This window comes from Pseudarthrobacter sp. AB1, assembly GCF_014926485.1.
Taxonomy (GTDB): Bacteria; Actinomycetota; Actinomycetes; order Actinomycetales; family Micrococcaceae; genus Arthrobacter.
Window position 1 is genome coordinate 159,859 of record NZ_PZKO01000008.1, and the last position, 14,634, is coordinate 174,492.

Genomic DNA, 14,634 nt, shown 5'->3' on the forward strand with positions numbered 1-14,634 from the left:
CTTCCTGAAGAATTAGATTGCTCGCTTCCTTAGCCGCCGGCGCTCACGCTCGGAAAGGCCACCCCAAATGCCAAACCGTTCGTCGTTTGCCAGCGCGTATTCCAGGCACTGCGACCGCACATTGCATGCACCGCAGACCTTCTTGGCGTCGCGCGTGGATCCGCCCTTCTCCGGGAAGAAGGCCTCCGGATCCGTTTGCGCGCACAATGCATCAGTCTGCCAGCCGAGTTCGCCTTCGTCGTCGAAGTCCTGCCGGAATGGCAGTCCGATCCACACCGGCTGGGTGCTTGTCCCCTGTGCCGGGGTGCGCAGTTCCATGGGCGGATCCAGGTCGTCATCGTCCTGGTCGTGTCCGCCGTCAAGAAGTGCTTCGTGCGCCGCCAGGAAGGCCGTGGCCTGGTCCTGGAGGGAGTCTTTGGTGTTGCGGTTGTAGCGGTCCACCGCGTCAGGATCGGCAGGATCCACATACCAGTCGCTCGGTACCCCCCGTGCGCGGTATTTAGCCGTTGCCAGGCCGGCGACGACGGCATCTTCATGGATACGCTCTGCTTGCCCCACGGCGACCCTCCTGAAAGTTGCAGTCCCTGCCTGGATCCTTGGACACTCGGTTGTGTGCCTGAATTTATGCAGCGACTTTCTATATCTAATTACACGTGTGTAACTAGTGGGGAGTCAAGCCGTGGACGGGATAATAATCAACTTTCCGAGCCAATTGCTGGCACGCCACGCCCGGGAGTTTTCCGAAGGCCCGGCGCGCCGGAGGCCTGACGGTCCGCATCGGCACGCAAAGTGCCCCCGTTCCGCTGAATAGCGGTCAAAAATACAGGCGCGGCCCGAATAAGACAAATAAGATGACAAACATGCTGTGAGTAACATCACAGCGCTGCTGGACCCTCCTGCGCTCTTGAGGGACTCCGCGCGGGGCATCCCCGCCAAGGACGCCCCATCAGCGTCCGTGACAAGATAAAGCCATGAGTATCCCGGCGATAGATCTGATGACCCTCCTGCGTTCCGGCCACGCCACGTCGCCCCGCCTGACCTGGTACGGCCCGGACTCCGAGCGCGTGGAACTCTCCGGCCGCGTGTTGGACAACTGGGTGGCAAAAACAAGTAATCTGCTGCAGGACGAACTCGACGCAGAACCCGGTATGCGGCTGAACCTTGATTTGCCAGCCCACTGGAAGTCAATGATCTGGGCGCTGGCCGCCTGGCAGCTGGGCATGGAAACAGTGCTCGACGGCCGGGAGGCGGAACTCCTCGTCACCGACCGGCCCGGAACCGTTGAGGGAAAGTACGACGCCGTCATAGCCGTCGCGCTGCCCGCGCTGGCGATGCGGTGGCCGGGTGAGCTGCCTGCCGGAGTCCTCGACTACGCCGCCGAGGTGCGCTCCCACGGTGACGTCTTCATGGCGCACACGGATCCGTCGGCCGCCGCCTGCGCCATTCGGGCCGGAGCAGGCCAGCAGCACATCCACGAAGGCCTGATCTCTGGCTTTGCGGCCCCGCATGAGGAAGGCGTCAGGCTTCTGGTCCCTGCTGCCGAAGGTCTGGAACCGGCGCTGGCGAACTCGCTCGGCGCGTGGCACAGCGGCGGCTCAGTGGTGCTGGCGCACCCCGATGTGGAGCTTACGGACAAGCTGCTGACCGCGGAACGCATCCACGGCAAGTAGCCCCGCCTGCGTCCGCGGGTACCGGCTGTGTCAAGTAGCCCCGCCTGCGTCCGCGGGTACCGGCTGTGTCAGGGCTGCCGGCGGCTTTTCGGTAAGTCCCCGTCCGGCTGCTCCCCCCGCAGGGCGGCGGCGGCCTTCTCCTGGTGGTGCCGCTCGATGAGCTCGTGGTCGTGTGAGAACTCCGGCTCCTGGTCCAGTTCTTCGTTGAAGACCCAGAACCGGTAAGCGAAGAAGCGGAAGATGGTGCCCAGGACCAGGCCCACCACGCTGCCGGCAATAAAGAGCGAGGGTTTGTCGTTCAGGTCCAGGATGTACTTCGCGAACCAGACGCAGCCTGAGGCGATCAGGAGTCCCACCAGGTTCATGATGGCAAAGAGCACGGCCTCGCGGGCCACATTGGCCTGCTTGCGGTGGCGGAACGTCCAGTAGCGGTTGGCAACCCACGAGAAGACACTGGCCACGACGGTTGCCACGGCCTTGGCCCACACCTCGCTGCCGTGCATCGGACCGGTGAACAGCCAAATGAAGATTGCCGAGTCAATGACGAACGCCACACCGCCTACGGCACCGAACTTGGCTACTTCACGCCAAAATAGCGAGGCAAGTCCCCGGATACGATCTGAAAGTGCGCTAAACATGACCCTCCATGGCCGTCCGTTCAATGGGCCACACGGCCAGAGGTCCATTTTAGACCCGAAAACAGTGAACCGGCCCCCGCAGAGTGCAGGGTGGTGACGGAAATCCCCGAAAAGCGGGACCCTCGGCGTCCCAAAGCCCGGATCCGGTGAGCTTTTCTGTAGGCTGGCATATGTGACTTTTCCAGTAATCGGCGTTGTTGGCGGCGGCCAACTCGCGCGCATGATGGCCCCGGCCGCTACCGCCCTTGGCTTTGAACTCCGTGTCCTGGCTGAGGCGGAGGACGTTTCAGCCGTATCGGCTGTGTCCACTTCACCAGTGGGTGACTACAAGGACCTCCAGACACTCCTCGACTTCGCGGACGGCCTGGATGTCATGACGTTCGACCACGAACACGTCCCCACGGACCACCTCCGGGCCCTTTTGGCCGCCGGAGTCAATGTCCAGCCCGGTCCGGATGCCCTGGTTAATGCCCAGGACAAACTGGTGATGCGGGCTGCCATCGACAGCCTGGGTCTCCCAAACCCCACTTGGGCTGCCGTGGCTGACGTCGCCGCGCTCGTGGCCTTCGGCGATGAAACCGGTTGGCCCGTTGTCCTCAAAATGCCCCGCGGCGGCTACGACGGCAAGGGCGTACGGATCATCGATTCCGCCGACGCTGCCGAAGAGGCTGCTCCGTGGTTCGAGGCCATGAGCCCGCTCCTCGCCGAAGCCAAGGTTGAGTTCAGCCGCGAATTGTCCGCACTGGTGGCCCGGACACCGGGCGGCGAAGCGAGGGCGTGGCCAGTGGTGCACACCATCCAGGTAGATGGTGTTTGCGACGAAGTCATTGCCCCTGCCCTGGACATCCCCCTCGAAGTCGCCGCGGCCGCGGAAGACGCGGCGCTGCGCGTCGCCTCGGAACTGGGCGTCACCGGAGTGATGGCGGCGGAACTCTTTGAAACGCCGGGCTCCGGCGTCGGCTTCCTGATCAACGAACTCGCCATGCGGCCCCATAACACCGGCCACTGGACCCAGGACGGTTCCGTTACCAGCCAGTTTGAGCAGCACCTGCGGGCGGTCCTTGACTTACCGTTGGGTGCCACCGACATTCTGGGTCCGGTAGTGGTCATGAAGAACTTCCTCGGCGGCGCCAACCAGGACCTGTTTTCCGCCTACCCTGCCGCCCTTGCCAGCGAGCCGGCCGCCAAGGTCCACTGCTACGGCAAGTCCGTGCGTCCGGGACGCAAGATTGGCCATGTCAACCTGGTCGGGACCTCCACGGATGTTGTGGACTCGGTCCGGCAACGCGCAACCCGGGTGGCGGCCATCATCCGCGATGGCCGGGTTCCCGCCGAAGAATCAGCACGGATTTCCGAGGAGAACGCATGACCACCGAAACCACCGCCGGCACCGGCCCACGTCCCATCGTTGGGCTGGTCATGGGCTCAGACTCGGATTGGCCGGTCATGGAAGCTGCCGCGGATGCACTGGCTGAGTTCGGCATCCCCTTCGAAGCCGATGTGGTCTCCGCTCACCGGATGCCCACCGAAATGATCCGGTACGGACAGACAGCCCACGAGCGCGGGCTCCGGGTCATCATCGCCGGCGCCGGCGGAGCCGCCCACCTTCCAGGCATGCTGGCAAGCGTGACGCCCCTGCCCGTCATCGGCGTCCCGGTCCCCCTGAAGACCCTGGACGGTATGGATTCCCTCCTCTCCATCGTGCAAATGCCGGCCGGCGTCCCCGTAGCCACCGTGTCCATTGCCGGTGCCCGGAACGCAGGCCTGCTCGCGGTCCGGATCCTCGCGTCGGGAACGGACCAGCTGGCAGCCGCGCTCCGCGCCGACCTCATGGACTTCGCCCAGGAACTCAACGACGCCGCCACCCGCAAGGGAGCCAACCTCAGGCAAAAGGTCAGCGAAGTCTTCGCCGACGGCAATGGTGTTCTCCGGGGCAGCCGTTAAGGAACCCGACATGTCCAGAAGCGAACCGCAGCAGCCAGCAACCGGCACAGTCATGACTGATCCTGTCCGGTATCCGTCCAGCGCCTCCGTGCCATTCCGGACCAAACGGGGCTTGGCCCTGGTCCTGATGACCCTCCTGGTGCCCGGCAGCGCCCAAATTGTGGCCGGCGACCGCAAGCTCGGCCGCGTTGCGCTGCGCGTCACCCTCAGCGCGTGGGCTTTGCTGGCGGTCACCCTGCTGCTGCTGGCAGTGAACCGGTCGCTCCTGATCAACATCCTCACCAATCCGTTTGCCTCGCTGGTGATCATCCTGGTCCTGGTCGCGCTGGCGCTCGGATGGGCATTCCTGTTCATCAACACACTCCGGCTGATCCGCCCCGTCCTGCTGGCACCGGCGGCGCGTCCCGCCGTCGGCATCGCCCTGGTCCTTGCCCTGGTCCTGAGCAGCGGCACCCTTGGGTATGCCGCGTACCTGCTGAACGTGGGCCGCAACGCCATCGGCAGCATCTTCGCTGGGGGCCCAACGATCGATCCCGCGGACGGCCGCTACAACTTCCTGATGATGGGCGGTGACGCCGGCGACGACCGCACAGGCAGGCGCCCGGACAGCCTCTCCGTGCTCAGCGTGGACGCCAAGACCGGCCAGACTGCCATCATCTCAGTGCCGCGCAACCTGCAGAACGCCCAGTTCAGCGAAGGCTCGCCCATGCGCAAGATCTACCCTGACGGCTACGACTGCGGCGACGAGTGCCTCATCAACGCCATCAACACCGAAGTGACAAACGAGCACGCGGACCTCTACCCGGGTGTAGACGACCCCGGTGCGCAGGCGACTCTCGAAGCAGTCTCCGGAACCCTCGGCATCACCGTACAGGCCTACGTCCTGGTGGATATGGCGGGCTTCGCCAAACTCATTGACGCGATGGGCGGCATCAAAATCAAGGCCGGCGGCTGGGTTCCGATGAGCGGTTTCTTCGACGAGGTTACCCGCACCCATGGCATGCCATTGGGCTGGATTCCTGCCGGTGACCAAACACTCGACGGCGAGCACGCCCTTTGGTACGGCAGGTCCCGCGAATACGTCGACGACTATTCCCGGATCCAGCGTCAGCAGTGCGTCCAGCAGGCCATGCTGAAGCAGCTGGACCCTCCCACGCTGCTGTCCAAATTCGAGGACATCGCCAGCGCAGGCACCAAGGTTGTGGAGTCCAACATTTCCTCGTCCCAACTCGGCAGCTTTGTGGATCTCGCCACGAAGGCCAAGGGGCAGGAGGTCAAGCGGCTCACCATCGGCCCGCCCGACTTCGACGCGTCCTTCTCCACGGTGCCTGACTTTGACATCATCCACGCCAAGGTGAACCAGCTGCTGGCATCAGCTTCGGGCCCACAGGCTGCTGCGCCCGTTGACAGCATGGTGCAGGCATCAAGCGTGGGCGGAGGCCTGCAGGCGTCCTCTCCATTGCGGCCGGCCGCCGGCCTGCCAGCGGGATCGGCCGCGCAGCAAACCCCGCCGCCGTCGTCCGACTTCACCCCCGTGACTACAACGCCCGACGGCGAGCCGATCACCGAGGAGCTGCTGAGCCAGCTCAAGCGCGAGGGTAACGAAGAAGCTATCCGCCAACTCGTGGCCACCAACGGCAAGTGCGCGCCACTCTAGGCCCAGCGCCTTCGCCGGCATCCCGGCCGCAGCACCTGACTGCACGAACACGAAGACCTTAAGACCTGTAGACCAAGAATGGACACCGGCTGTGTACGAAATTGAGAACGTCCTCCGCGACTATGCCTGGGGATCCACCACCGCGATCGCAGGGCTGCTGGGACGCCCCGAGTCCGGCCGGCCGGAAGCCGAGCTCTGGATCGGAGCCCATCCCGGCGCCCCTTCCATGGCCCGCCGGGCGGACGGCTCCGTGGCAGCGCTGGACGCCTTGATTGCCGAAGATCCGGAACATTTCCTGGGCAGCGAATCCGTGGCAGAGTTTGGCCCACGGCTCCCCTTCCTGACCAAGATCCTTGCTGCCGCCCAACCTCTGTCGCTCCAGGTCCACCCCAGCATTGAACAGGCCAAAGTAGGATTCGCCCGGGAGAATGCTGAAGGCATTGCGCCCGATGCCGATCACCGCAACTACCGCGATGACAACCACAAGCCCGAAATGCTCTTTGCGCTGACGCCGTTCGAAGCGTTGTGCGGGTTCCGGGCGCCGGCTGCAACCCGGAAGATCCTGCTCCACCTTGCCGCCCGCTTCGAATTGGTGGAAGCCGGGATCCCGCCCCTGCTGCTGGAACTGCTGGAGATCCTGGAAAACCCCGATGAGGACGCCGGTCTCAAGAGTGCCTTCGAGCGGCTGATCAAGGGCGGCGACGACGTCTCGCACACCACAGCATTGGTGGCGGCCGTCCTGGTCTCCGGCGCTCCGCTGGCACCCTACCAAGCGGAACTTTCCACGGTCATCAGTCTCAACGAGAAGTACCCGGGCGATCCTGGCGTGCTGATTTCGCTGCTGCTGAACAGGATTTCACTGGCCCCGGGCGAGGCCGTCTACCTCCCCGCGGGCAAAGTGCATGCTTACCTGCACGGCATGGGTGTCGAGGTCATGGCGTCCTCGGACAACGTGCTTCGGGGCGGGCTGACGCCGAAGTACGTCGACGTACCCGAGCTGCTCCGGACCGCCGAATTCCAGTCGGTGGCCATCCCCAGGCTGACGCCGGAATTCTCCAGCCTTGGCCAGGAGCTCTATCAGCCGCCCTTCCGGGAGTTCCAGCTTCAACGGATCGAACTGGCACCCCGCGCGGAGCCGGTCCCGCTGGCACAGGCGGGCGCAGTCGTTGTTATTGTTGTTGCAGGTTCGGTGTATCTCGATTCGCCAAAGGGCGATCTGCAGCTGACCCGCGGCGGCAGCGCCTTCCTGCCGGCCGCGGAAGCACCGGTCAATGTCCACCCCGTGGCCGGGGCAGAGTCACCGGCCATTGCCTTCGCCGTGACCACATCCCTGAAGGCCTGAACCGTGGAATTCTTCCTGCAGACACCCGCTTGGGCGGAAGTCCAGACTTCCCTGGGCCGCACCGTCCATCAGCAGTCAGGTCCGGGCTGGAGCTTCCTGGCCGTGGAGGAGAAAAACCCTGCCGGCAAGGTCCTCTACGCCCCCTATGGACCCGTGGCATCCTCGGCGGAGACGTTCGACGCCGCCCTGGCCGCCCTGGTTGCCACCGCACGGTCGTGTGGGGCGGTGTTTGTCCGGATTGAGCCGGTGTCCGCGGGGCTTGAGTTGCCGGCCGCCGCGGAGCTCAGCCGGCGCGGCCTTCAGCCGGCGCCGGTGAACCAGCAGCCTGAACTCAGCTGGATCGTGGACCTCGAAGGTGACTTCAAGGACGTCCTGGCCGCGATGAAACCCGTGAACCGGAACCTCTACCGGAACATCCACAAGAAGGGCGTGACCTTCCGGACGTCGAAGGACCCGGAAGACATCAGTATCCTGCTGGAATTCCTGCATATGACGGCCCGGCGGAACGGTTTCAAGCCGCAGAGCGACGAGTACCTGACCCAGGTGGCAGCCTCCCTGATGCCCGCCGGCGCAGCCACGCTGTTCATCGCCGAGCTGACCGGCGAGCCGATCGCTGCAGCCTTCGCCTACGATTCCGCAGACACCAGGACGTATGCCCATGCCGCCTTGGATGATACCCACCGCAAGCTCAGCGCGGGCATACCGCTCCTGGTGACCCTGATGGCGGACGCCAAGGACCGGGGCCTGAAACACGTGGATCTTTGGGGCGTTGCGCCCGCGGATCAGCCCGACCACAAATGGGCGGGATTCACCGCGTTCAAGAAGTCCTTCGGCGGCCACGAGGTGGCGTACCCCGGCACCTGGGACCTCCCGGTGCAAAAGCTCCGGTATAACGCGTACCAACTGGCCCGCAAGCTGCGCGATAAGCTGCGTGCCCTCCGCTCCCCCGCCTCACCTTAAACGCGGGCTGGCAGCTGATGACGCCAAATCAGGAATTTGGGGGTCATTAGCTGCCAGTTCGCGCAGGAGGACGCGGGGTGAAGAGCCTGCTAGCTCTTGCGGGCGTAGCCTTCCCACTTGCTGGCCTGGTGCTCGCCGTCAACAAAGCGGATGGTGCCGGACTTGGAGCGCATCACGATGGACTGGGTGAGGACCTTGTCCTTGGAGTAGCGAACGCCCTTGAGGAGGTCGCCGTCGGTGATGCCGGTGGCCGCGAAGTAGCAGTTGTCGCTGGACACGAGGTCATTGGTGGACAGCACTCGGTCGAGGTCGTGGCCGGCGTCGATCGCCTTCTGCTTCTCGTCGTCGCTGGTGGGCCACAGCCGGCCTTGGATAACGCCGCCGAGCGACTTGATGGCGCAGGCTGCAACGATGCCTTCCGGGGTGCCGCCGATGCCCATGAGGGCGTCGACGCCGGTGCCGGAGCGGGCCGCGGCAATGGCGCCGGCTACGTCGCCGTCCATGATGAACTTGGTGCGCGCACCGGCTTCACGGATCTCTTCGACCAGGGGGCGGTGGCGATCGCGGTCAAGGATCATGACGTTGAGCTGGTTGACCTTCACGCCCTTGGCCTTGGCGATGAGGTGGAGGTTCTGCTTGACCGGGAGGCGGAGGTCCACCATGTCGGCGGCTTCCGGGCCGGTGACCAGTTTTTCCATGTAGAACACGGCGGACGGATCGAACATGGAGCCGCGCTCTGCTACGGCGAGGACTGCCAGGGCGTTGTTGATGCCGAGCGCGGTCAGGCGCGTTCCGTCGATCGGGTCCACGGCAACGTCGCACTCAGGACCGGTGCCGTCGCCAACATGTTCGCCGTTGAACAACATGGGGGCTTCGTCTTTTTCGCCCTCGCCGATGACCACAACACCGTTGAAGTGGACCGTGTGAAGGAAGGAGCGCATAGCGTCAACCGCCGCGCCGTCAGCCTTGTTTTTGTCGCCGAAACCAACCCAGTGGCCACCGGCGATGGCCGCGGCCTCGGTGACGCGGACAAGCTCAAGTGCGAGGTTGCGGTCTGGCTCGTCGATGCCCACGGCCAGGGAGGGGGAAATCGTGGAGTACTGCTGGGTCATAGGCGCTGGTGACACGTGAACCTCTTCTTCGAGTGGCGATCATTGGACCCGCTCGGCCGGATTCAGCCGGTGCGGTGATTCCTCTGGTACTGATCATAGTCTGGGCGGCGCCTTCAGGGTGTGGCATGACGCAGTCGTGCAACATGGGCCTTCGGCCTCCCGCACTCCCCCGACTGTGAGTTGGGCCTGAACATGGGCGACTATAGAGAGGTGAGCGAAATGCAGGAAACGACCAGTCCCGGACCGAACCCCTCCGACTCCGGAGCAAACGGCGATGGCGCAGGCACTGCCGAGACAGCCCCCGTCCGCCCAGTGATCCCCGCCGCAGCGGCAAAGCGCGCCAATGCCTCCGTGATCGGCATGGTCGTTGCCCTGGTGGTCAGCATCGCCGCCTTCCTGCCCGTTATCCTGATGAACCCCCTCCCCAAGAGCGACGGATTCCGCCCGGACATCGATGTCAGCGCCGTGGCCCGGAACGCCACGGATGTGGCGGGATTCACACCTGTAACACCGGACACCGGCAAGTCGTTCACGTCCAACTACGCACGTTGGGAGTCCGGCAGCGGCAGCGGCGTTCCCACCTGGGAGGTTGGCTACCTGACCCCGAAGGAGTCCTTCATCGGCCTGGTCCAGACCCGCCAGCCCAACCCCACCTGGCTCGTCCAGCAGACCAGGAGCGCTCCCGTTACGGGAACGCGTGCGGCGGGCGGGCAGGACTGGAAACTGCATGACACCGGCAAAGGCGAAAAGAGCATGGTGCTGAATTACCGCGGAACCACTGTAGTCCTGACGGGGAGCGCCCAGCTGGACGAATTCGCTGAACTCGCCGCCGCCGTCGTGCAGTCCATGGAAGCCAATCCGGCTGTCACAGTTTCGCCGTCAGCCAGTACCGCCCCGTAAAGTAAGCCCGTGGCTACTTATCTGACCCCTGCCCTCGCCTGGCGCCGTATGCGCGAAGGCAACGAACGCTTTGTTGCCGGCGAATCGTCGCACCCGAACCAGGACGCGCCGCGCCGGTCGTCGCTGGTGGAAAACCAGAACCCGTTTGCCGTGATCTTCGGCTGCTCGGACTCACGGCTCGCCGCCGAGATCATCTTCGACCTGGGGCTGGGGGACGCCTTTGTGGTGCGCACCGCCGGCCAGGTAATTGACGACGCCGTATTGGGCTCCCTCGAGTACAGCATCAGCGTGCTGGGGGTTCCGCTGATCGTGGTGCTGGGGCATGACAGCTGCGGCGCTGTGAGTGCCACCAAGTCCGCAGTGGACACCGGCAACATGCCGGTGGGCTTTATACGGGACCTGGTGGAGCGCATCACGCCTTCGGTACTGACGTCCATGCGGAACGGCGAGCACGAGGTCAACGACATGGTGGTGGAGCACGTCAAGCAGACGTCCCAGCGCCTGGTGGACAGCTCCCGTGTGATTTCCACCGCAATCGAGAACGGCCGCGCCGCGGTGATCGGCCTCTCCTACAGCCTCGCCGAGGGCCGCGCGAACGTGGTTTCCGGGATCGGCGACGTCTAGGCCCAGCCTGAATCGTTGCCCGTAGCATGCGGTTCACGGTTTTAGTCCGGGCCCCGGATCGCCCTAAGCTAGCCCCATGACTTCCACTGAAGAATTCCGCATTGAACACGACACGATGGGCGAAGTCCGCGTCCCCGTGAACGCCCTGTACCGTGCACAGACGCAGCGTGCAGTTGAAAACTTCCCCATCTCCGGCAAGACCCTGGAACGGGCGCACATCGAGGCGCTCGCGCGGGTCAAGAAGGCTGCCGCGCAGGCCAACGCAGAACTTGGGGTGCTCGACGGCGAGCTGGCCAAGGCGATCGCAGCGGCTGCGGATGAGGTAGCTGCCGGTAAGTACGACGGCGACTTCCCCATCGACGTTTTCCAGACCGGCTCCGGCACGTCCTCGAACATGAACACCAACGAGGTCATCGCCGAGCTGGCCACCCGTGCCCTCAAGGCCGCCGGCAGCGACAAGGTTGTCCACCCGAATGACCACGTCAACGCCTCGCAGTCCTCCAACGACGTCTTCCCAACGTCGGTCCACGTTGCCGCCACCTCGGCCCTGATCAACGACCTCATCCCGGCGCTCGGCTACCTGGCCGAGTCCTTGGAGCGCAAGGCCGTGGAGTTCAAGGACGTCGTCAAGTCCGGCCGCACCCACCTCATGGACGCCACCCCGGTGACGCTCGGCCAGGAGTTCGGCGGCTACGCAGCCCAGGTCCGCTACGGCATCGAACGCATCAACGCCGCCCTCCCCCGCGTCGCCGAAGTTCCGCTCGGGGGCACCGCTGTGGGCACGGGCATCAACACCCCTGCCGGCTTCCCGGAGCGAGTCATCGAACTGCTCGCCACGGATACCGGACTGCCTCTGACCGAAGCCCGCGACCACTTCGAGGCGCAGGCCAACCGCGACGGCCTCATCGAAGGCTCCAGCCAGCTGCGCAACATCGCGATCTCGTTCATGAAGATCAACAATGACCTCCGCTGGATGGGCTCCGGCCCCAACACCGGCCTTGGCGAAATCGCCATCCCGGACCTGCAGCCGGGCTCCTCGATCATGCCGGGCAAGGTTAATCCGGTCATCTGCGAGGCGTCCATCATGGTCTGCGCCCAGGTCATCGGCAACGACACCGCCATCGCATGGTCCGGCACCAACGGCGCCTTCGAGCTCAACGTCGGCATCCCCGTTATGGCCGCCAACCTGCTCGAGTCCATCCGGCTGCTGGCCAACACCAGCCGGGTCATGGCGGACAAGATGATCGACGGTATCACCGCCAACGTGGAGCGCGCCCGCTTCCTGGCCGAGGCGTCCCCCTCGATCGTGACGCCGCTAAACAAGTACATCGGCTACGAGAACGCGGCGAAGATCGCCAAGAAGGCCGTGGCCGAGGGCCTCACCATCCGTGAGACCGTCGTCGCCATGGGCTTCCTGGAGCGCGGCGAGGTCACCGAAGAGCAGCTGGACACCGCGCTGGACGTTATGTCCATGACGCGCCCGCCGCACAAGGCATGACCCCCGGTATCTAGGCACTCAGCACCAACCTACGACGGCGGCCGGCACCTTCCCATGGAGGGCGCCGGCCGCCGTCGTTCGTCGCGCGAGCTGGCGGAGATCTCGCGCCGCACGTTCTTCAATTACTTCCCCACAAAGGAAGACGCCATCCTCGGCCACGTGGAAGATGAAATCCCCCGGGATGTCATCGACGGCTTCATGGCCGGCGGTGCGTCTTCCCCGTCGGGAGAGATCTCCCCGGACCTCTTCCAGGACCTGATCGGACTCTCGCTGAAACTGTCCGAAAACATGGCAGCCTCCGAAGAGGAGACCCGTCAGCTGATCGGCGTGATCAAGAAGGAACCGCTGCTGCTGACCCAGAAGCGCATCTGGATTATCTTCTCGGCGCTCATTGCCGGCGTGCTGCACTCCAGCCTCGACCAGACCATCGTCTCGACCGCCATGCCCACCATCGTGATGCCTATCTACAGCAAGTTCGGGGACGTCCTCGGCCGCCGGAACCCGTTCCTCATTGCCATTGAGCTGTTTACCCTTGCGTCAGTGGGTTGCGCCCTGGCCACAGATTTCTGGGGCTTTGTGATCTTCCGCGCCATCCAGGGCCTGGGCGGCAACGCATACGCGGACTCCCTCGCTCCGGTCTTCTCATAGCTGGCCTCCCGACGCCGCTGACCGGCGTCGTACGGCTGTGAGCCGTAGCGGCGGAAGCCGCAACAATAGCCGGCAGGGGCGCCACGATCTTGGGGGTTGCGGCGCCCCTGTTGTATGTCACCGTAGAGCTGCTCCGTCACGGCTCGAAATGGGCATGCCGGACCGCGTCAGGCAGGCAGCAGCATGGCCGCGGCGGCACCGGCGAGCATAAACGGGCCAAACGGGATCGAAGATTTCAAGGTGCCGCGGCGGGCCGCCAGCAGGGCCATAGACCAGAGGCCCCCCAGCAGGAAAGCTGCAAACGTCCCGGCAAAGACGTGGACCCAGCCAAGATAGCCAAGATACATTCCCAGGACGCCGGCCAGTTTCACGTCGCCAAAGCCCATGCCGGGCGGGTAGACCATCCGCAGGACAAAATAGAACGCCCACAAAACCGCCCCGCCGGCCAGGATGCGCAGCGCCGGGATCCCCAGGAGCTCGGCAGCACCGTCAGGTGACCCCAGGATCGCGGCGGGACCCGCAATCACGTGCACCAAGGCAGCCGCGAGCAACAGGAACCCGGCCACGCCGTACGAGGGGAAGACAATCCGGTTGGGCAGCAGGTGGTGGCGCACGTCAATAACCGTCAGGCGGACTGCCATGACAAAAAAGTAGGCGCAAGCGGCCAGTGCCAGCCAGAACGCCAGCGGGGTGGCGTCCCACAGTCCATCGAGTCGTCGGATCACCCCTCGGATGCTACTGGATTGGTGCGCCGCACCGCAGAACCCACGCGTAAACTGTGGATATGTCGACATGGGACACCAGGCGCCGGCCGGATCCGGAGGGCAGCGCTGACGCTGCGGACCTGAGCACCATGTTCCGGAACCTTTGCCGGTCTTCCCCCTGGAAGTGGCAGTCACTGCGCTTTGAATACTGGGATGAACCGTTTTCCGACGTCCCAGACCCGTCCGCACCGCTGGTCCGCGCCTGGCTCCGCCGGCCCGGTGCGCTTCGTCTGGAAACCGCTGACCGGCTTGTCCTCCACAGCACCACCGGAATCAACGATTCCAAGGACGGGTTGTACGTCAGCGCCACCCGGAAGTCCTGGCTGTTGCCGCCCCACTTGGTGGCGCCTGTTTACGACGACGGTGGCCTGGTCAGGCGCCGTCCGGAGGCAGCATACGGCGAGCCTGGCTTCGGAAACGGCCGCTTCTCGGCCGCCCTCGATCCCGTGGAACTCGCCGGGAACGCGCCGGTCCCGATCGAGTTCCCGGGGACCAACGCCGTGGAGATCGACGCCGTTAGCCGCGTGGATCACGCTGGCCGGCCGGCACTGGAGGCAATTGTGACGCCTTCGGCGTCCTATCGTTCCGTGTATCCTGCCGCCTCGCTCTGCCTGCCCGGCAGCAACCGCGTGCGGATCGACCTGGAGACGGGCGTCTGCGTTGCCACCCGGTCGCTGGAAGCGGCAGCCCCGAATTATGGGCACTGGATCCGGATCCTCGCCGTGGATGAATACATGCTGGACGACCTTTTTGTGGCCGAGTCCATGAACCTCACGGACGTCCGCCGCCACATCAGCTGGGACATCCGCACCTGATCGCAGCTCCCCCTCCGGCCATCACCGGCGGTTGACAAGCCCCGTGGCCGGCCCTGGGCTAG

General features: G+C 64.8%; 15 protein-coding genes. 11 read left to right on the forward strand and 4 right to left on the reverse strand.

From position 1 onward, the window contains the following. Positions 1–12: 12 nt before the first annotated feature. A complete protein-coding gene (locus tag DAD99_RS22000; protein ID WP_309233186.1) occupies positions 13–558 on the reverse strand; it encodes a WhiB family transcriptional regulator in 546 nt (181 codons plus the stop codon). Between the two features lie 413 nt (positions 559–971). Between DAD99_RS22000 and DAD99_RS02795 the strand changes: the two genes are divergently transcribed. Then, entirely contained in the window at positions 972–1,670 is a 699-nt protein-coding gene (locus DAD99_RS02795) for a TIGR03089 family protein (protein WP_193340242.1), read from the forward strand. A 68-nt stretch (positions 1,671–1,738) separates the two neighbouring features. Here the strand turns inward: DAD99_RS02795 and DAD99_RS02800 are convergent, their stop codons facing one another. Further along, complete coding sequence (locus DAD99_RS02800; RefSeq protein ID WP_185262952.1) at positions 1,739–2,308, reverse strand: GtrA family protein; 570 nt, start codon at positions 2,306–2,308, stop codon at positions 1,739–1,741. Between the two features lie 172 nt (positions 2,309–2,480). Between DAD99_RS02800 and DAD99_RS02805 the strand changes: the two genes are divergently transcribed. The 5 genes from DAD99_RS02805 to DAD99_RS02825 all read left to right on the forward strand — a co-directional run bounded on the left by DAD99_RS02805 (position 2,481) and on the right by DAD99_RS02825 (position 8,211). After that, complete coding sequence (locus tag DAD99_RS02805; protein ID WP_185262951.1) at positions 2,481–3,677, forward strand: 5-(carboxyamino)imidazole ribonucleotide synthase; 1,197 nt, start codon at positions 2,481–2,483, stop codon at positions 3,675–3,677. Beyond that, positions 3,674–4,252 carry a 5-(carboxyamino)imidazole ribonucleotide mutase gene (gene purE / locus DAD99_RS02810; protein ID WP_185262950.1) on the forward strand — a complete coding sequence of 193 codons (579 nt, stop codon included), beginning with the start codon at positions 3,674–3,676 and terminating at the stop codon, positions 4,250–4,252. Before DAD99_RS02805 ends, purE begins: the two co-directional genes overlap by 4 nt. A 10-nt stretch (positions 4,253–4,262) precedes the next feature. After that, positions 4,263–5,909: an LCP family protein gene (locus tag DAD99_RS02815; protein WP_193340243.1), complete on the forward strand. Its 1,647-nt coding sequence runs from the start codon at positions 4,263–4,265 to the stop codon at positions 5,907–5,909. A 91-nt stretch (positions 5,910–6,000) separates the two neighbouring features. Continuing rightward, entirely contained in the window at positions 6,001–7,251 is a 1,251-nt protein-coding gene (gene manA / locus DAD99_RS02820) for a mannose-6-phosphate isomerase, class I (protein WP_193340244.1), read from the forward strand. Between the two features lie 3 nt (positions 7,252–7,254). Continuing rightward, positions 7,255–8,211 carry a lipid II:glycine glycyltransferase FemX gene (locus DAD99_RS02825; protein ID WP_193340245.1) on the forward strand — a complete coding sequence of 319 codons (957 nt, stop codon included), beginning with the start codon at positions 7,255–7,257 and terminating at the stop codon, positions 8,209–8,211. Positions 8,212–8,300: 89 nt separating this feature from the next. Here DAD99_RS02825 and glpX read toward each other — a convergent pair whose 3' ends face one another. Further along, entirely contained in the window at positions 8,301–9,323 is a 1,023-nt protein-coding gene (glpX, locus tag DAD99_RS02830; RefSeq protein ID WP_185262946.1) for a class II fructose-bisphosphatase, read from the reverse strand. 219 nt (positions 9,324–9,542) lie between these two features. On the opposite strand from glpX, the gene DAD99_RS02835 reads away from it, so the two are divergent. The 4 genes from DAD99_RS02835 (at position 9,543) to DAD99_RS21475 (ending at position 12,993) form a co-directional block, all read left to right on the forward strand. Then, on the forward strand, positions 9,543–10,223 hold the full coding sequence (locus tag DAD99_RS02835) for a DUF4245 domain-containing protein (protein WP_193340246.1): 681 nt from the start codon (positions 9,543–9,545) through the stop codon (positions 10,221–10,223). A 9-nt stretch (positions 10,224–10,232) separates the two neighbouring features. Further along, entirely contained in the window at positions 10,233–10,847 is a 615-nt protein-coding gene (locus tag DAD99_RS02840) for a carbonic anhydrase (protein WP_193340247.1), read from the forward strand. A gap of 76 nt (positions 10,848–10,923) precedes the next feature. Further along, positions 10,924–12,345 carry a class II fumarate hydratase gene (locus DAD99_RS02845; protein ID WP_111906278.1) on the forward strand — a complete coding sequence of 474 codons (1,422 nt, stop codon included), beginning with the start codon at positions 10,924–10,926 and terminating at the stop codon, positions 12,343–12,345. Positions 12,346–12,399: 54 nt separating this feature from the next. Then, entirely contained in the window at positions 12,400–12,993 is a 594-nt protein-coding gene (locus DAD99_RS21475; RefSeq protein ID WP_227007557.1) for an MFS transporter, read from the forward strand. 167 nt (positions 12,994–13,160) lie between these two features. Here the strand turns inward: DAD99_RS21475 and DAD99_RS02855 are convergent, their stop codons facing one another. After that, positions 13,161–13,718, reverse strand: a complete 558-nt coding sequence (locus DAD99_RS02855) for an A24 family peptidase (RefSeq protein ID WP_193340248.1) — start codon at positions 13,716–13,718, stop codon at positions 13,161–13,163. A gap of 59 nt (positions 13,719–13,777) precedes the next feature. Here DAD99_RS02855 and DAD99_RS02860 point away from each other — a divergent pair, with 59 nt between their 5' ends. Continuing rightward, positions 13,778–14,572 (forward strand): hypothetical protein, encoded by a 795-nt coding sequence (locus DAD99_RS02860; protein WP_193340249.1) that lies wholly within the window; start codon positions 13,778–13,780, stop codon positions 14,570–14,572. Positions 14,573–14,634 lie beyond the last annotated feature (62 nt).